This window comes from Bacillota bacterium (genome assembly GCA_012518215.1).
GTDB lineage: Bacteria > Bacillota > Dethiobacteria > DTU022 > PWGO01 > JAAYSV01.
Genome location: JAAYSV010000020.1, coordinates 1 through 17,310 on the forward strand (window position 1 = coordinate 1; position 17,310 = coordinate 17,310).

The following is a 17,310-nucleotide window of genomic DNA, read 5'->3' on the forward strand; positions in this document are numbered from 1 at the left end:
GCGAAACGGGACTGCCGACGTGATGTCGGCAGCCGGATACTTCACAGGACGTGAAGATTGGAGGTGTTCCCGTTGAGCCCGAGCCTGAACCGTTCTTTTGCTATGGCCCATGAACGGCCCAGTCGCCAAGCCAACATATAAAAAAAGATTCCACGCTGTGCTATGCCTACCAATTCAGGTTGGCATTTTAGCATTACTTTCCCCCTAGGGCATAGTGCTTGTGTATTTGCGAGAAACCGCTTGCTCTGAATGGCAACGTAAAAGCATTCTTCATTGCGCACCGTAGTAAAAAACCGCACTACCTGTCATTCACAGGAAACCGCAGGCGACCGAAGAATCCCCTCCTCGAACACCACTTACCACCTGCCTAAACTGGTTCCTGGTTTTGTTTTTCCCCGTCCCGTTGCCCATGGTTTTCGAGAGTCAAAAAAAACTGACTGTCCGGCAAGCCCATGCTGAAGGTGCCAGGGGTTGGTGATGGTTCCCTTGAATTTTTTGGGAACGATTGGCACAGAATATGTCCTGAAGCCAATTAACAGCGGAAGGGGGAAGATGGATGGCAGAACTGATCACCAACCTTGGACGACTGCGCGATAATTTGCTACGCGAGTATATGCTGGCTCGGGGGCTGGAAAAAGCCACGGTTCTGACGAGGATAATTGATATCGATGAACAGATAGAAAATGAAAGAGAACGCCGTGGTGAGAAAATTGTCCGGTAAAATGACACATGATGGATATACAATGAAAAAATTTTATTGGCGGGGAATTTCCCGCCTGTTTGCTGAAGGGGGATAATTTCGAATAATGGTAATTTAGTATATTTTATTGGTTTTAATACAAGGAAGATGTTATCATATTGAAGAAAGGGGTGCATTTGTTTGCAGTTGGATATGCGGGGCTTGTACCGCCGCCTGGAAGAAATCAATTATATCGGTGAAGAAGAAAATATTTTTACTGTCTTTCTGGCCCTGAGGCTGCAGAAGCCTTTGCTGATAGAAGGTGCGCCTGGGGTGGGAAAAACAGAGATGGGCAAGGCTCTGGCAGAGGTTTTTGGAGCCGAACTGATCCGGTTGCAGTGCTACGAGGGTCTTGATGAGAACAAGGCACTCTACGAATGGAATTATCAGAAGCAATTGCTGGCCATACAGATGAGCAAGGAACTGGGTGTGCAGGATCTGGACACCGCGGATCTGTTTACCATGGATTATCTGTTGCAGAGACCCCTTTTGAAGGCAATCAGATCTACCGAAAAGGCGGTACTGCTCATCGATGAGGTTGACAAATGCGACCATGAATTCGAGGCGTTTTTGTTCGAGGTTTTATCCGATTTCCAGGTATCGATTCCCGAATTGGGCACGATCAAAGCCCGGCAAATACCGATCGTCGTGCTGACCAGTAACAGTGAACGGGAGCTTTCTGATGGGTTGAGGAGGCGCTGTATCTATCTCTATCTTGATTTCCCCAGTGTGGAAAGGGAGATCAAGATCATCAACAGGAGGGTTCCGGAAGCGAGGGGGAGGTTGGCCGAGGAAATCGCCCGAACGATCAGTGTCCTGCGGGAAAATGGGCATATCCAGAAGAAACCTTCCATTGCTGAAACAATTGACTGGGCAAGGGCCCTGGTTTCGCTGGGACATGATCGTCTGGATGCCACCCTGATACAGAATTCATTGGGGGTGCTGTTGAAGTCCAAGCGGGACCAGCAGATCTTCAAGGAAGAAGTGGATGTGGAGATGCTCTGGCGCAGGGTGGGTGAACGATCCTGAACAGTTGTTTGTTCTGAAGGGGGTGCCGGACAGGCGCGGGGGACGGGATGGTCAAGAACAGTTTTGAGATACATATCGTTAATTTTGCCTCCTTGCTTCGCAGGCAGGGGGTACTGATCGGAACCGCTGAACTTCTGGATGCGCTGGAGGCAATCATGATCACCGGGCTGGATGACCGGCGCAAGTTCAAAGCTGCCCTCAGGGCAACCATGGTCAAGAAGGCTGCCGATTTTGATCTTTTTGAGCGGAATTTTGAACATTATTTTGCCTCGCCGGGTGAGGCTGCGGAACAGTGGCATCAGGGTAAGAAGCTGGAGAAGAGGTACCAGAGGTATCTGGACCAGGCCGATGAGGAATTGGTTTTTATGGGGGAACAGCTGGATCTGGAGGAATCAGAGAAAGTTGTTTTTTCTGCTTTGCCTGAAAAAGAGAGGGCCAGGATAAGGCATTTTGTCAGGGAAACGGAAGAGGGGAACAAGATCAGCCCAACCTTCAAACCCATGCTGGAATCGATTGTCAAGGGTTCGCTTCGTTACTGGCGAAGCCGCCATGGATTGTCGATGCAGAGGCCGCCCGCGGTTACCGGTGATTCTTGCCGGGATTGGGCTCTGGCTGCTTCGGGGGAGGGCAGTTCGACAGGGTTGAAGATGCAGGACATGAGTATGATTTCCGGGAAGGATGTGGCTGCCGCCACCGAGATCATGCGCAAGATGTCACGCAAACTCGCCGTTTCGCTTTCTCGCCGTTACAAGATGGGCGGACAGCGGTGGCGGTTTGACCCGCGCCGGACAATGAGGAATAATATGAGCCATGGCGGTTATATTTACGAATTGAAATATGTCCAAAGGAAAAAGCATAAATTACGACTTCTGCTTCTGTGTGATGTTTCAGGTTCCATGATCCGCTATACGGGTTTCATTCTTCCGTTTATCTATGGCCTGAATGCCGTGGTTGGGGATATAGAGAGTTTTGTATTTGCCGAGGGGCTGGAAAGGATCACGCCATTCCTGGCCCGGGGCCTCTCCTTTGAGGAGACGATACGGGAAGTCATGAAAGACAATAAACAGTGGGGTGGGGGCACAAGACTCGGGGTGGCTCTGGATGGGATTCTGTGCAGATATGAAAGCCTGTTGACTCCCCGCACGATCGTGTTGATAATCAGCGATACCAAGACTACCTCTTTGCAGCATGCTCTGGAAAATGTGAACGCCTTGAAGGCGAAGGTCAAAGATGTTATCTGGCTGAATACGCTTCCCAAGCCTGAATGGGAGCGGTTTCGTTCTGTCCAATCTTTTGGCAGGGTTACGCGTATGTTTCCCTGCAATCGGCTTATTGATCTGGAGAGAATCGTCGAGAAAAAAATAATCTAGGAGAAGGAGGAGATCTTGTCATGACTGTAAAGATTGCCATAGCCGGGAAAGGGGGAACCGGGAAAACGACGCTTTCAGCACTACTGATACAATATCTGGCCAAAAACCATCCCGGCAAATCCATATTTGCTGTCGATGCCGATGCCAATGCCAATCTCAACGAGGTGCTCGGGCTGGAGGTAGAAGAGACGATCAGCGATATTCTGGATTCTATCAAGGATCCCAAGGCCGTGCCTGCAGGGATGACCAAGGATATGTTCGTGCAATATGGCATCAGCAGGGCGATAGTGGAGATGGATGCCTATGACCTTCTGGTCATGGGGAACCCGCAGGGGCCGGGATGTTACTGTTTTCCCCTGGACCTGCTGAGCAAATATCTTGAAAGAATGGCCAAAAATTATGATTACATGGTTACCGACAACGAGGCGGGACTGGAACATCTCAGCCGGAAGGTTATTCCGTCGATGGATTATCTGTTGATTGTCAGTGATGCCACCGTCAGGGGCATTAGATCGGCCGGCAGGGTAAGGGAGATAGCCGAAAGGGTCAAAATTGACATAGGCAAGACATTTCTGATCGTATCTCGCGGAGACGATGAACAGTTGGCTACATTGAAAGGCGAGATTGACAGGACAGGCTTGACCTTGCTGGGAGTGGTTCCCTATGACAGCCTGATTCCCCAGTATGATCTTGAAGGCCGTGCGCTGGTGGATCTTCCCGCCGATTCCGTGTCCTTGAAAGCTTCGGAGGGATTGTTCCGCAAGCTGGGGTTTTAGGATGAGCCATGCTTTGTTTTCCGGGGGGACTGCATAACCGGAATCGGGATGAAGGATGTACAGGAGTCGCGTTCAATCATGGCCATGGGTGGCACGGGCTTCAACATGTGGGGGTATGGATCCCGAGTCAAAGTGTATAATTTTGGGCCGGACAGGGCCGCAAGGGGGAAGCAGAATGTTCGTGGACCGGGAGGATGCCGGTAAGCAACTGGCGGCAAAGATGTTGCCTCATGGTTGGTACAATCCTCTGATCCTCGGTGTGCCCCGGGGCGGTGTGGTTGTTGCCCGTTTTCTGTGGGAGCGGTTGGGAGGGGAACTGGATCTGTACATCACGCGCAAGATAGGGGCGCCGACCCAACCCGAACTGGCCGTGGGTGCCGTTTCTGCTGACGGCAGTATCACGCTTAACCACGAGGTTGTTTCGGGGTTGGGCATCTCTTCCACCTATATCGAGAGGGAGGCGGCCAGGGAACAGGAAGAAATCAGGAGGCGCCTCGAGGTGTACAGGGGGGAGAGGCCCCTGCCCCGATTGGCGGGAAGGCAGATTATCCTGGTCGATGATGGGGTGGCCACCGGCTCTACCCTGTTGGCCGCGCTCAAGGGGTTACGCGAGAGTGGCACGGGTGAGATTGTCCTTGCCGTTCCGGTCGGTCCGCCGGATACAATTTATCGCCTGGAAGCGGAGGTGGACAGGTTGTTCCATCTGGCAGCGCCTCCGCATTTTTCGGCCGTGGGGCAGTTTTACAGCCGTTTTGAACAGGTGGAAGACGACGAGGTCACAAGGATATTGAATGAGATATGGGGGAAGACAGATGGCGGAATTGAACATCGATGAAATTCTGGGGATGATCCCGCATCGTTATCCGTTTCTGCTGGTTGACAGGATCCTGGAGATTGTTCCGGGGGAGAAGGCGACAGGCTTGAAAAATGTCAGCATCAACGAGCCTTTTTTCCAGGGGCATTTTCCCGGAGACCCCATCATGCCGGGGGTTCTCCAGGCAGAAGCTCTGGCCCAGGTGGGGGCGGTGACCCTTCTGGTACAACCGGAGTACAGGAACAGATTGATCCTTTTTGCCGGAATTGACAAATTTCGTTTCCGTGGAGTGGTACGCCCCGGGGATCAGATGATCATGCGGTTGGAGGTTCTCGGAATGAGGAAGGGTGCCGGGAAAGCCCAGGGTGAAATCACTGTGGATGGCAAGGTGGTTTCGGGGGGACAGATCATGTTTGCGGTTATGGAATGATGGCGGGTCGGTAATAGCGACATTGTTCTGATAATCGTGCGGTGTTGTTTTGCCAGATGCCTTCCGATCCTGTTCCGGATGGAACGGTCAACGACCCCGTTTTTCAGGGAAGAACGGTTTATCTACATTGACTTTAAAATTTTTATACGATATGATTTGATACAAAATCACAATATATTTACTCTTATCCAGAGTGGAGGAGGGACGGGCCCGATGAATCCCGGCAACCAGGCTTCACTGCCAATGGTGCCAATTCCCGTGGAGGCCTTTCTGCAACCGGGGCCCCCGTTAGATAAGAGGTTATGTGCAACCTCTTTGAGCTGATGAGAGGTTTTTATTTTGCACAAATTCCAACCTGGGAGGGAAGAAGATGAACGAAGAACGTAGATTATTTACCTCGGAATCGGTCACGGAAGGACATCCCGACAAGGTCGCCGACCAGATTTCCGATGCCATTCTGGATGCCATTCTCAAGGATGATGAAAATGGGAGGGTGGCGGTAGAAACCCTTGTTACCACCGGGTTGGCTCTGATAAGCGGGGAAATAACCACCAGATGTTATGTCGATATTCCCCGTATTGTCCGGAACAAGATCAAAGAGGTTGGCTACACGCGTGCCAAATATGGTTTTGACGGGGACACATGCGCGGTGCTCTGTTCAATAGACGAGCAATCGCCGGATATAGCCATCGGGGTGAACAAGTCCCGGGAATACAAACTCGAGCAGGACGGGGAGAATGAATACGACAGGTTCGGGGCCGGTGATCAGGGGATGGTATTCGGCTTTGCTTGCAACGAAACTCCGGAATTGATGCCCCTGCCCATCGCCCTGGCCCACAAACTGGCCCAGAGACTGGCTCTGGTCCGCAGGGAGAGGATTATAAAATACCTCAGGCCCGATGGCAAGACCCAGGTTACGGTTGAATATGAAGGTGATAAACCTCTCCGGGTAGATACCATCGTGGTGGCAGCACAACATCGGGATGATATCGAGTCGGGCCGGATTTACGAGGACATCCTGAACGATGTGATCGGGGAGATCGTGCCCCCGGGACTGATCGATGAACGTACTCGTATTCTGGTCAACCCGACGGGTCGATTCGTGGTCGGCGGGCCTCTTGGTGATGCCGGGTTGACGGGACGGAAAATCATCGTGGATACATATGGTGGTCATGCCCGCCATGGCGGGGGGGCCTTCTCGGGCAAGGATCCGACCAAGGTCGACCGTTCGGGAGCGTATGCTGCACGCTATATCGCCAAGAACATCGTGGCAGCCGGGTTGGCTGACAGGTGTGAAATCCAGGTGGCCTATGCCATCGGAGTGGCCAGGCCCGTTTCCATGTCCGTGGATACTTTTGGAACCAACAGGATTTCCGAAAGAAAAATCGAGGCCATGATACGGGAACATTTTGATTTGAGGCCCGGGGCCATAATCGACCACTTGAACCTGAAGAATCCTATCTATCAAAGCCTGGCTGCCTATGGCCATTTTGGACGCCCGGAATTGGATCTTCCCTGGGAGAAAACGGACAAAGCTGCTGTCATCAGGAAAGAAGTCGGTCTGTAATTGCAATTGCCAGCAGGGCAAAAAGGAGCCTTCAAGGATGCCGGCCACCTGGTTGGAAAGTTTTCTGGATTTATTTTTCCCCCCGGCCTGCCTTCTCTGCCGGGTACGGATAAGCCCCGGTGCAGCAAGTTTCCCGTTCTGCAGTTCCTGTCTTCCGGAAGTGAAACTTGCAGGTCGATATTGCCTGAAATGTAATAGCAGCGGGACCAGTAAATTGCCTTGCCGCTGTGGCCGGGATGGCCTGTTGCCCGGAGGACTTTACGGGCTGGCCTGGTACGAGGGAGCATGGAGAAAACTGTTGCTGGATCTGAAATACGGGGACAAGCCTTATCTGGCCCGCAACATCGGCAGGTTGCTGGGGGAATCGTTGCAGGGCCTCGAGGAGTGGCCTGCACCGGAACTGGTAACGGCAATTCCACTTTTCCCTGCAAAAAAGAGGGAGAGGGGATACAACCAGGCGGCTCTTCTGGCCCGAAGGGTGGGAAGTGAACTGGGCATCCCTTACATACCGCTTCTGGCCAGGGTACGTAGCACATTGCCGCAAACCTCCCTGTCCCGGAAAGAAAGAAGGGAGAATGTCAAGGGTGCGTTTTCCTGCATTGAAGGAGCCCGGCTGCAGGGGAAGAGGATCCTGCTTGTCGATGATATCTTCACCACGGGATCGACCATGAGGGAGGCCTCAAGGGTGCTGGCGACGGCAGGGGCCGGGGAGATTGTTGGCGCGGTGGCAGCGATTCAAAGAAAAACCGAATGGTAGGGGAACGGTGTTTTACCTGTTCCGGCTACCCGGAATTGAGCAGGATTTTTCCGGTATTTGGGGAATAGTATTGTTAAGCAAGAATTATATTTTGAAGGGGGTAAGAGCCATATGAAAATTTATATCAGAGGGAAAAATATTGATGTTACCCCGGCTTTGGAAGAATATGCGGAAAAAAAATTGTCCAAGCTGTACAAATTTTTTGAGGATAATACGGAAACCCAGGTTGTTTTTTCCATCACCCGGCAGGAACATACGGTCGAGGTAACGGTGCTTTTCAACAGTCTGATCCTGCGCTCGGAGGAGACCACCGATGATATGTACGCATCCATCGATCTGGTCGTGGATAAACTTGAAAAACAGGTGATCAAGTACCGTAAAAAATTGAAACGCCGTCTGCGCCTGGGAGACCGCCAGTTGAATGAGCAATTGATGCTTCAAAGCGAAGATAAGGATAAAGAGGAAGACGAACCCAGGATAGTCAGAACCAAACAGTTTATTCTCAAGCCCATGCCTGTCGAGGAAGCTATTTTGCAGATGAATCTTCTCAGCCATGATTTTTTTGTGTTCAACAGTGCGGAGACCGATGCTATCAGTGTCCTCTACCGCCGGAAGGATGGCAATTACGGGCTGATCGAACCGGAATTTTGAAGAGATATGAACATAATCGATGATGGTGTTACCGCAGCTGTTTTTGAAGGGGGTTACCCGGCAAGCGATATTGAAAAAATGTTGGTCAGGGTCCGCGATGCCGTCCTTCTTGATAACCTGCAGAAGATGGTGAAGGTGGATGCGCTTCATGAAGTTATCTTTGTCACCAACTATACCCATTTGATCGTCGAGGTCGAAAAAATGGGTCTGGACAAGGTGAAAATTCATGAAGTGAAGGGAAATGATTTTCATTTCGGGCGGGAACTCAAAGAAGTGATTTCCAGATACAGGCCCCGCCGCGTGTTTTACATCGGCGGAGCCGGTTTTCCGTTGCTCGGGGAGGACGAAATCGGGGGGATTGCCTCTTCCCTGTTGTTTCGCCGCAATGCCGTGCTCACCAACAATCCACAATCTTCGGATCTTGTGGCTTTCTCCCCTGCCGAAGCCATCAACAGCATCGAGCCGCCGCCCGATGACAATTCACTGGCGATATCGTTGCGAGACCAGGCCGGGCTGGAAATGGAGCTTGTGCCCTACACGGCGGGGATTCTCTTTGATCTGGATACGCCGACTGATTATCTGATACTGGGGGGCAGCCCTTTTGCCGGGGAACGGGCCCGGGAGGCTCTGGAGGCTCTTCCACTGGACTTTGAATTGCTGGAGAGGGCCAAGGAGGTGTTGCGCGGTTATTACCGCGAGACAGTACTGATCGGCAGGGTCGGGGCCCCGCTTATCGCGCATCTGAATTGCAATCTCCAGTTGCGCTTGCGGATATTCTCGGAAGAGAGAGGGATGAAAGCCCTGGGCCGGGAATCGGCCGGGGTAGTGGAGTCCATTCTGGCTCATCTCATAGATGAAGTGGGTATCAATAAATTTTTTTCCTATCTGGAAAAGGTAGCAGAGGTGGCATTTATTGATACGCGGGTTCTGTTTGCCCATTTCAAGTTGAAGTTATCGGCGGAGGAGAGGTTTCTCTCCGACATGGGACGCTGGCAAGAGATAAAAAACCCCTGGCTGAAGGAGTTCACGAGAGCGGCAGCCGAGAGCACCATTCCCATTGTCCTGGGGGGGCATTCATTGGTTTCCGGGGGAATATGGGTTCTGGCCGAGGAGATAATGCTTGAAAGATAGTATGTTTTTCGGCTGTTTTGCACGGCTGGATTTTGTTTTTGTGGAGGGCAGATGATTTGATCGATTGGTTCAGAAAACGTTTTGCGGGACGTAGCAACGCCCGGGAAATAAGGAAACTCGAGGATATGGTCGCCGAGGTCAACGCCCTGAAGGAGGAGATGTCCGCTCTCACTGCCGGGGAGATGGCAGCCAGGACGGAGGAGTTCAGAAGGCGGTTGGCCGGAGGTGAAACCGAGGATGATCTTCTGCCGGAAGCTTTTGCCCTGGCAAGGGAGGCCGCCGGGAGGACCACGGGCATGTTTCCCTTCGACGTTCAGGTTCTGGGGGGGATTGTCCTTCATCAGGGGCGTATTGCGGAGATGAAAACCGGTGAAGGTAAAACCCTGGTGGCCACGATGCCGGCCTACCTGAATGCCATCAGTGGCCGGGGGGTGCATATCGTGACGGTGAACGATTACCTGGCCAGACGTGATAGTGAATGGATGGGCCCTATCTACCGCCTGCTCGGCCTGAAGGTGGGCCTGGTGGTTCATGATATGGATCCCGAAGAGAAGAAGAACGCTTACAATGCGGACATTGTCTATGGAACCAACAATGAATTGGGGTTTGACTACCTGCGTGACAACATGGTCATTTACAGGGATCAGTTGATGCAGCGGGAACTCAATTTTGCAATCGTGGACGAGGTGGACAGCATCCTCATCGACGAAGCCCGCACTCCGTTGATCATCAGCAGCAGGATCAAGGCCGAGCAGGGTTACGAGCGCTGGAACAAGGTCGTCTCCACGCTCATGAAAAAGCAGTGGCAGATGGTCAACGATGCCCTCAACCGTGCCCGGGAACATCTGGACAGGGGAGAGAACGAGGAGGCCGGTGAGCTGATCCTCATGGCGCGGCGCGGTGCCCCCAGGAACAAGAAGTTGTTGAAGATGCTGAAAGAACCCGGCATAGAAAAACTGGTGGAAAGAGTGAAACACCGCCTCATGTCCGAGAAGAGCCTCCATCTCCTTGATGGGGAACTTTTCTTCAGTATCGATGAGATTACCAGGAACGTCGATATATCGCCCCGGGGGTACGACAAACTGGCCGGGGAAGATCGGGAACTGAAGGAATTTCTGGGTTACGGGCAGGATAAAGACAAAGATGAGGATGCCGGAATCGGCGGGGAAGAGGAAGAGTCAGGGGAAGGAGAGGAAGGGGCCGAGGAGGAAGAAATGGCCCGTCAACGGGGCGGAGAGCATGAGTTCACGATCCGTGCCCTGTTCAAGGGTTACTCGCTCTACGAGAGAGATGTCGATTATGTGATCAAGGACAACCAGGTGATCATCGTTGATGAATTCACGGGACGGCTCATGCCCGGGAGAAGGTACTCGGAAGGCCTTCACCAGGCACTGGAGGCCAAGGAGAATGTGGCCATCCAGGATGAGACGCGTACCGTGGCCTCGATCACCTTCCAGAATTTTTTCCGGATGTACAACAAACTGTCGGGGATGACCGGTACTGCTGCCACGGAGGAGAAGGAATTCCGGGATATCTACGGTATGGATGTGGTGACTGTTCCAACCAACATGCCCATGATCCGGGGTGACCATCCCGATGTGATTTACAAGACGGAGGAAGCCAAATTCAATGCTGTTGTCGAGGAAATAATCGAGTTCAACAGCACCGGGCAGCCCCTTCTGGTGGGGACCATCTCCGTGGAAAAATCGGAGAGGCTCAGCCGGATGCTCAAGCGGCGCGGGGTGCGGCACAATGTTCTCAATGCGGTCAATCATGCGCGGGAAGCCGAGATCATCTCCCAGGCAGGGCAGAAGGGAGCGGTGACCATTTCCACGAACATGGCCGGAAGGGGGACCGATATTGTCCTGGGGGGAAACTACGAATACCTGGCCAGGGAGAAAGTACACAGGGAATTGGCGGCCATGGAGGAAGAAAGTCCACAGGAATATGACCTGAAATTTGCCGCACGCCTCCGGGAAATTCTTCCCGGATTCAAAGCGAGGTGGGAGGAGGAACACGAGGAGGTCATAAGGCTCGGCGGCCTGCACGTTATCGGTACCGAAAGACACGAGAGCCGGAGGATCGACAATCAGCTGCGGGGGCGGGCGGGAAGGCAGGGTGACCCCGGTTCATCGCAATTCTTCATCTCCCTGGAAGATGATCTGATGCGCCTGTTCGGGGGGGGTAACATCGCCCCCATCATGGACCGGCTGGGGATGGAAGAAGATATGCCCATAGATCATCCGCTCATCAGCCGGGCGATCGAAAATGCCCAGAAGAAGGTGGAATATCGAAATTTTGAAATCAGGAAACATCTGCTCGAGTATGACCTGGTCCTGAACGAGCAGAGAAAAGTGATATATGAATCGCGGCATCGGGCATTGCAAGAAGAAAATATCAAAGATTCGATCCTGGAGATGATACGGGAGGTGGTTTCTTCATCGTTTGATCGTTTTTGCGACGGCAGGCCTTACCTTGGAGAGGAGGCAGCCCGGGAACTGCTCGGATATGCCCAGACCACTTTTCTGTATCCCGGTGCGGTCTCCCTGCAGGATCTGAAGGAGAGAGAAGGGCCGCAGGCAAAGGAATACCTGCTGGACAGAGTGCTCCGGAATTACGAGAACAGGGAGAAGGAGATCGAAAGCAATTTCGGGCCGGGCAGCATGCGTGAACTGGAACGGGTGGTATTGCTGCGCACTGTTGATCGGCACTGGGTCGAGCATATAGATGCCATGCACGACCTGCGTCATGAGGTGGGGAACCGTGCCTATGCGCAGAGAGATCCGCTGGTGGAGTACCGTATCGAAGCTTCGCGGGCCTACGAATTCATGTTGAATGAGATCCAGGAAAATGTTGTACGGGGGATTTTCATGACCCGCATCGGAAGATTGCCCCGGCGGGAGAGGATCGTTTCCTCACCCACGGAGGTCCGGCCCGGTGCGGGTGGGTCGAGGCCAGGAAGTTTCCGTGATGATGCGGGAGCCGATGCCCCGGATAGAGAAGAGGGGAAACCACAGCCGATCAAGGTGGGGAAAAAAGTAGGCAGGAACGAACCTTGCCCCTGTGGCAGTGGTAAAAAATACAAGAAGTGCTGTGGAAGGAACGGATAGCGGCGAAGATTGAAGGCCGCGGCAATGGGCAGGAACGGGAGGCGAAAAAAATGGTGCCGATATTCAAAGATTTGTCCGCAGAATTGGCGGCATTGAACAGCCGTTATGGAGAATTGAGGGATTCACTTTGAACTTGAAAAGAAGAAGGATCTGCTGGTAACACTGAATCGGAAATCTGCAGATCCGTCTCTCTGGGAAGACGGCGGAAGTGCAAAGGGGATTCTTCAGCAGATCAGCACCCTGCAGGAAGATATCGAACAGGATCAGCTTATTTGCAAAAATATAGAAGAGGCCGAGGTGCTGCTGCAGCTTGTTGAAGAGGGTGGGGAGGCAGGGGAAATTGAAGAACTTCTTGTCGAGGCCGAAAAACAGATAACAGCCCTGAAAAAGACCCTCGATGGCCTGGAGATAAAACTGCTCTTCCCCTCTCCTTACGATGACAAAAAAGCGATGTTATCCATTCACCCCGGGGCCGGCGGAACAGAGTCTCAGGACTGGGCGGAGATGCTGATGAGGATGTACATGCGCTGGGCGGAGAAGGAGGGCATGGAAGCGGAAGTACTGGATCTTCTGACCGGTGAGGAGGCCGGCATCAAGAGTGTAACCCTGTCCATAAACGGGAAATATGCTTACGGCTTGCTGCAATCAGAGAAAGGGGTCCATCGCATGGTGCGGATTTCCCCGTTCGATGCCGCAAGGCGGAGGCATACTTCCTTTGCATCTGTCGATGTTATACCGGAAGTCGAAGGTGAGGAATTTGCCATTGCTGCCGAAGAGCTGCGGGTGGATACATTCAGGGCCCGGGGTGCGGGGGGGCAGCATGTCAACACCACGGACTCTGCGGTGAGGGTGACACACCTGCCTACCGGCATCGTGGCCCAATGCCAGAGTGATCGTTCACAGCATAGCAACCGCCAGCAGGCCATGCGTATCCTCCAGGCCCGCGTGGCCGAATTTTATCGCCAGCAGCAATCGGAAGAACTGGAAGCGATCAGGGGGGAACAGAAATCGATTGCCTGGGGCAACCAGATACGTTCCTACGTTTTTCATCCTTTTACCCTGGTCAAGGATCACCGCACCGACACGGAAATTGGCAACATCGGCGAGGTTATGGACGGGGAGATCGATCTTCTCCAGGAAAGATATCTGCGCTGGAAAGCCGGCAGCAAGTCATAAAGCGGGTTAGTTCATACCAAATTACAGATACTATACCAAAGATGTTTAACGGCGGGATGGTATGAAGAAACCCAGGCGGCGTTGGAAAAGAATATTGCTGGAAATAGCCGGTTTGATAGCGGGGACAGCGATCATGGCCGTGAGCCTGAATATGCTTCTTGTACCCAACCGCCTGGCTGCCGGCGGAACCAGCGGGTTGGCCGTGATTTTATTTCACCTGTGGAATGTGCCCGTGGGGCTGACCATATTCCTGACCAATATTCCTCTGTTCGTCTCTTCCTATTTTCTGCTGGGGCGTAAAATGATACAGAATAGCTTCCTCGGCATGATCCTGTTCTCTTTGTTCTCCGAACTGTTTCTTTTTCTGCCCACGTTCACCTCCGATCTGCTGCTTGCTTCCATTTACGGGGGAATTCTTCTCGGGTTCGGCATGTGGATTGTTTTCGGGGTTGGCGGATCCACCGGGGGGACCGCGCTGGCTTCACTTCTGCTCAACCGGGTCAAGGGTATATCCCTCGGTCAAGGCCTGCTGGGAACCGATCTGCTCATCATCGTTCTGGCCGCCCTGGTTTTCGGTGTGGAGACTGCCATGTATGCAACCATTTCTTTATTTGTGAGCAGCTGGTTTGTTGATCTTCTCCAGGATGGTTTCAGCCTGGTCAAGGTGGCGCTGGTGATCACGAAGGAGAAGGAGATGATTACCCGCAAGATTTTTGAAGACCTGAAACGCGGGGTAACTTTTCTGGAGGGCGAGGGCGGCTTCACAGGGGAAAAAAGGGAGATGATCTTCTGTGTTGTAACCCGTCCCCAGGTGGCCCGCCTGAAAAATATTGTTTACGAGAGCGACCCGGGGGCATTCGTGATCATCGGCAACGCCGGGGAGACGATCGGGGAGGGTTTCAAGGAAAAGGAATATCTGAAGCAGGAAACCGGTAAAGTTTTATAGAAAATTAGATGAGTACCAAAAAGTGATAATGGGGTTAAAATCTATGTACAACAGGAGGTATTTATGATGGTCAAAGCTTATTACGAACAGGATGCTGATCTGGGGATGCTGGAAGGGAAAAAAATAGCTATCCTGGGTTACGGCAGCCAGGGGCATGCACAGGCACTCAATCTCAAGGATAGCGGGGTGGATGTGGTCGTGGGATTGTACAAAGAAAGTAGCAGCCGCAAGAAGGCTGCAGACGCCGGGTTGGAGGTCAGGACAGTCTCCGAGGCCGCGGAAGAAGCCGATATCATCATGTTTCTGATTCCGGACAGCATCCAGCCTGCCGTTTATCGCCGTGAGGTGAAACCCCATCTGAAAGCGGGCAAGGCGCTGGGCTTTTCACATGGTTTCAATATCCTTTACCGGCAGATCATTCCTTCCGGGGAGGTCGATGTTTTCATGATTGCCCCCAAGAGCCCCGGCCACCTGCTGAGGAGAATGTACGAGGAAGGCAGGGGTGTGCCGGCCCTCCTGGCGGTTCATCAGGATTACAGCGGTAAAACCAAACCCCTGGCTCTGGCCTATGCCAAGGGGATCGGCTCCACGCGAGCCGGGGTTATCGAGACCACATTCCAGGAAGAGACGGAGACGGATCTTTTCGGGGAGCAGGTGGTTCTCTGCGGCGGGGTTACGGCGTTGATAAAGGCCTCTTTTGATATGCTGGTTGAAGCCGGTTATCAGCCCGAGGTGGCCTATTTCGAGTGTCTGCATGAGCTCAAATTGATCGTGGATCTGATCTATGAAGGGGGAATTTCCCGGATGAGATATTCGGTCAGCGATACAGCCGAGTATGGAGACCTTACTCGCGGTCCGCGCATCATCGATGAAGGCCGGAAAGAAGAGATGCGCAAGATTCTTCAGGAAATCCAATCCGGTGCATTCGCTCGCGAATGGATCCTGGAAAATCAGGCCGGATTGCCCATGTTCCAGATGCTGAGGGATATTGAAAGCCGCCATTTGCTGGAAAAGGTAGGGCGGGAACTCCGCGATATGATGCCCTGGATAAGCAAGGAAGAAGGATGATCGCGTTCTTCCGTTGGTTCCCGATCATTATGCAAATATTGTTGGGTGTTAACAAAACTTCATATATTTTGGAGGAATCGGATTTTAAATTGTCGAATATGCTAGAGTACAATGGCCCATTTGTTTCCGGAGGTAGTTCCCTGGGGAGTGAAACATTCTGCACAGAGGGTTTGCTGATCAATGATAGAGGCTTACAATTTAACAAAGAAATATAACGGAAAAACAGCACTATCACAGGTGAACTTGACGATAAACAGGGGGGAATTTGTTTTTATCGTCGGGCCGAGCGGCGCCGGTAAATCAACCTTGTTGAAATTGATCATCAGGGAAATCCAGCCCACAGCCGGTATTCTGAAGGTTTTTGGACGTAATATAAGCCGCTTGCGCCGTAGCCAGGTTTCAATGCTGAGACGGAACGTGGGAATGGTCTTCCAGGATTTTCGCCTGCTGGAAGGAAAAACGGTATTTGAAAATGTAGCTTTTGCCATGCGGGTAACGGGTGTGTCCGGCCGGGAAATCAACAAGAGAGTGCCCCTGGCGCTTGATCTTGTGGGACTGGAACATAAAAGAAAGTCTCTGGTTACGGATCTTTCAGGAGGTGAACAGCAGAGAGTAGGCCTGGCCCGTGCCATAGTGAACAAGCCATCGATGATCCTTGCCGATGAACCCACGGGCAATCTCGACCCCGACAATTCCGCCGAATTGATGAATTTATTGCGCAGTATCAACAGTTACGGAACGACGATTATCGTTGCCACTCATGATCGGGATGCCGTTGACAGGCTGCAAAAAAGGGTAGTCTACCTTGACAAAAGCATTGTCATCGGCGACGAGGCAAGGGGGGCCTATCTACGTGCTCCTTAGAAATATTTACTACTTTATCAGTGAGGCTATCAAGGGTTTGTTCAGGAATGGATGGATGAGCCTGGCGTCCATCGGTGTTGTGGCCATAGCCCTGTTGATATTCGGAATTTTTGTTCTATTGAACATGAACGTGGAACACTGGTCGGGCACCCTGCTGGAGCAGATCGAGATCGTCGTTTTTATCGACGACGATGCCTCTGCTCTTGAAAGAAGAAATCTGAAGAATAGCCTTGATGAACACGAGTTGATCAGGGAGGCCGATTATGTTACCAAGGAGGTAGCCCTCGAAGAACTTAAAGACATGCTCGGCCCGGAATATGTGGAGGGCATCGAAGAGAATCCGCTACAGGATTCCTACATCATCAGGGTCTGGAAGCCGGAGATGGTTTCCGCCTTGATCAAGGACCTGGAAAAAATATCGGCAATAGAAGACATTGTCTGCCATCAGGAGATGGTCGAGAAGCTGACCAAGTTCACCAGGGCCTTGCAGTACGCGGCGTTGACCTTGATGATTCTGCTGGCGGTAACGGCCACATTCCTGATCTCTCACAGCATACGCATGACGGTGATGTTGCGCAGCGAAGAGATCATGATCATGAAATATGTGGGGGCCACGGATTCGTTTATCCGGTTGCCGTTTGTTTTTGAAGGTTTGTTTCTGGGGTTGCTGGGCACGATAATACCCTTGATCTGCCTTTATTTTGGTTACCAGTTGCTTCTGGAGGGTATCGAAACCGAACTTGCGTTTTTGCCGATGGTCCCTTTTCATACGGCCATGAACGAAGTTGCCAGGTTGGTTTTTCCCATGGGCATCGGGCTGGGGATCGTGGGCAGTGTGTTGTCTATTCGACGTTACTTGAAGGTGTAGGGATGTTTGGCAGG

Annotated in this window: 16 protein-coding genes and 1 riboswitch; all 16 genes read left to right on the top strand. The window is 52.3% G+C overall.

Annotation, left to right across the window (positions count from 1 at the left end):
• Positions 1–556 precede the first annotated feature (556 nt).
• Entirely contained in the window at positions 557–721 is a 165-nt protein-coding gene (locus tag GX364_03640) for a hypothetical protein (GenBank protein ID NLI69946.1), read from the top strand.
• Positions 722–892: 171 nt separating this feature from the next.
• On the top strand, positions 893–1,768 hold the full coding sequence (locus GX364_03645) for a MoxR family ATPase (protein NLI69947.1): 876 nt from the start codon (positions 893–895) through the stop codon (positions 1,766–1,768).
• A gap of 47 nt (positions 1,769–1,815) precedes the next feature.
• Entirely contained in the window at positions 1,816–3,138 is a 1,323-nt protein-coding gene (locus GX364_03650) for a VWA domain-containing protein (GenBank protein NLI69948.1), read from the top strand.
• 20 nt (positions 3,139–3,158) lie between these two features.
• Positions 3,159–3,914 (top strand): AAA family ATPase, encoded by a 756-nt coding sequence (locus tag GX364_03655; protein ID NLI69949.1) that lies wholly within the window; start codon positions 3,159–3,161, stop codon positions 3,912–3,914.
• 175 nt (positions 3,915–4,089) lie between these two features.
• Positions 4,090–4,749, top strand: coding sequence for a phosphoribosyltransferase (locus GX364_03660; GenBank protein ID NLI69950.1), 660 nt, complete (start codon positions 4,090–4,092; stop codon positions 4,747–4,749).
• A complete protein-coding gene (fabZ, locus tag GX364_03665) occupies positions 4,727–5,158 on the top strand; it encodes a 3-hydroxyacyl-ACP dehydratase FabZ (protein ID NLI69951.1) in 432 nt (143 codons plus the stop codon). Before GX364_03660 ends, fabZ begins: the two co-directional genes overlap by 23 nt.
• Positions 5,159–5,339: 181 nt before the next feature.
• Positions 5,340–5,457: riboswitch (SAM riboswitch) on the top strand.
• Between the two features lie 71 nt (positions 5,458–5,528).
• Positions 5,529–6,725, top strand: a complete 1,197-nt coding sequence (locus GX364_03670) for a methionine adenosyltransferase (protein ID NLI69952.1) — start codon at positions 5,529–5,531, stop codon at positions 6,723–6,725.
• Positions 6,726–6,762: 37 nt separating this feature from the next.
• A complete protein-coding gene (locus GX364_03675; protein NLI69953.1) occupies positions 6,763–7,482 on the top strand; it encodes a ComF family protein in 720 nt (239 codons plus the stop codon).
• Between the two features lie 111 nt (positions 7,483–7,593).
• Complete coding sequence (gene raiA / locus GX364_03680; protein ID NLI69954.1) at positions 7,594–8,133, top strand: ribosome-associated translation inhibitor RaiA; 540 nt, start codon at positions 7,594–7,596, stop codon at positions 8,131–8,133.
• A 6-nt stretch (positions 8,134–8,139) separates the two neighbouring features.
• Positions 8,140–9,264 carry a hypothetical protein gene (locus tag GX364_03685; protein ID NLI69955.1) on the top strand — a complete coding sequence of 375 codons (1,125 nt, stop codon included), beginning with the start codon at positions 8,140–8,142 and terminating at the stop codon, positions 9,262–9,264.
• 2,828 nt (positions 9,265–12,092) lie between these two features.
• Positions 12,093–12,374, top strand: a complete 282-nt coding sequence (locus GX364_03690) for a hypothetical protein (protein NLI69956.1) — start codon at positions 12,093–12,095, stop codon at positions 12,372–12,374.
• Positions 12,375–12,424: 50 nt separating this feature from the next.
• A protein-coding gene (gene prfB / locus GX364_03695; protein ID NLI69957.1) for a peptide chain release factor 2 occupies positions 12,425–13,550 on the top strand; the annotation gives its coding sequence in 2 pieces (ribosomal slippage) (positions 12,425–12,496 and positions 12,498–13,550; 1,125 coding nt in all).
• 61 nt (positions 13,551–13,611) lie between these two features.
• Positions 13,612–14,496: a YitT family protein gene (locus tag GX364_03700; GenBank protein NLI69958.1), complete on the top strand. Its 885-nt coding sequence runs from the start codon at positions 13,612–13,614 to the stop codon at positions 14,494–14,496.
• 66 nt (positions 14,497–14,562) lie between these two features.
• A complete protein-coding gene (gene ilvC, locus GX364_03705) occupies positions 14,563–15,564 on the top strand; it encodes a ketol-acid reductoisomerase (GenBank protein ID NLI69959.1) in 1,002 nt (333 codons plus the stop codon).
• Between the two features lie 180 nt (positions 15,565–15,744).
• Positions 15,745–16,428 carry a cell division ATP-binding protein FtsE gene (gene ftsE, locus GX364_03710; GenBank protein ID NLI69960.1) on the top strand — a complete coding sequence of 228 codons (684 nt, stop codon included), beginning with the start codon at positions 15,745–15,747 and terminating at the stop codon, positions 16,426–16,428.
• Positions 16,418–17,296: an ABC transporter permease gene (locus GX364_03715; GenBank protein ID NLI69961.1), complete on the top strand. Its 879-nt coding sequence runs from the start codon at positions 16,418–16,420 to the stop codon at positions 17,294–17,296. Before ftsE ends, GX364_03715 begins: the two co-directional genes overlap by 11 nt.
• Positions 17,297–17,310: the final 14 nt, after the last annotated feature.

What these genes read in the sequence shown, in the direction of transcription:
- ilvC (NLI69959.1), top strand. Translation starts at nt 14,563, where the DNA reads ATGGTCAAAGCTTATTACGAACAGGATGCTGATCTGGGGATGCTGGAA.
- GX364_03655 (NLI69949.1), top strand. Translation starts at nt 3,159, where the DNA reads ATGACTGTAAAGATTGCCATAGCCGGGAAAGGGGGAACCGGGAAAACG.
- GX364_03700 (NLI69958.1), top strand. Translation starts at nt 13,612, where the DNA reads ATGAAGAAACCCAGGCGGCGTTGGAAAAGAATATTGCTGGAAATAGCC.
- GX364_03640 (NLI69946.1), top strand. Translation starts at nt 557, where the DNA reads ATGGCAGAACTGATCACCAACCTTGGACGACTGCGCGATAATTTGCTA.
- fabZ (NLI69951.1), top strand. Translation starts at nt 4,727, where the DNA reads ATGGCGGAATTGAACATCGATGAAATTCTGGGGATGATCCCGCATCGT.
- GX364_03660 (NLI69950.1), top strand. Translation starts at nt 4,090, where the DNA reads ATGTTCGTGGACCGGGAGGATGCCGGTAAGCAACTGGCGGCAAAGATG.
- GX364_03685 (NLI69955.1), top strand. Translation starts at nt 8,140, where the DNA reads ATGAACATAATCGATGATGGTGTTACCGCAGCTGTTTTTGAAGGGGGT.
- GX364_03670 (NLI69952.1), top strand. Translation starts at nt 5,529, where the DNA reads ATGAACGAAGAACGTAGATTATTTACCTCGGAATCGGTCACGGAAGGA.
- GX364_03645 (NLI69947.1), top strand. Translation starts at nt 893, where the DNA reads ATGCGGGGCTTGTACCGCCGCCTGGAAGAAATCAATTATATCGGTGAA.
- ftsE (NLI69960.1), top strand. Translation starts at nt 15,745, where the DNA reads ATGATAGAGGCTTACAATTTAACAAAGAAATATAACGGAAAAACAGCA.
- GX364_03675 (NLI69953.1), top strand. Translation starts at nt 6,763, where the DNA reads ATGCCGGCCACCTGGTTGGAAAGTTTTCTGGATTTATTTTTCCCCCCG.
- raiA (NLI69954.1), top strand. Translation starts at nt 7,594, where the DNA reads ATGAAAATTTATATCAGAGGGAAAAATATTGATGTTACCCCGGCTTTG.
- GX364_03690 (NLI69956.1), top strand. Translation starts at nt 12,093, where the DNA reads ATGTTGAATGAGATCCAGGAAAATGTTGTACGGGGGATTTTCATGACC.
- GX364_03650 (NLI69948.1), top strand. Translation starts at nt 1,816, where the DNA reads ATGGTCAAGAACAGTTTTGAGATACATATCGTTAATTTTGCCTCCTTG.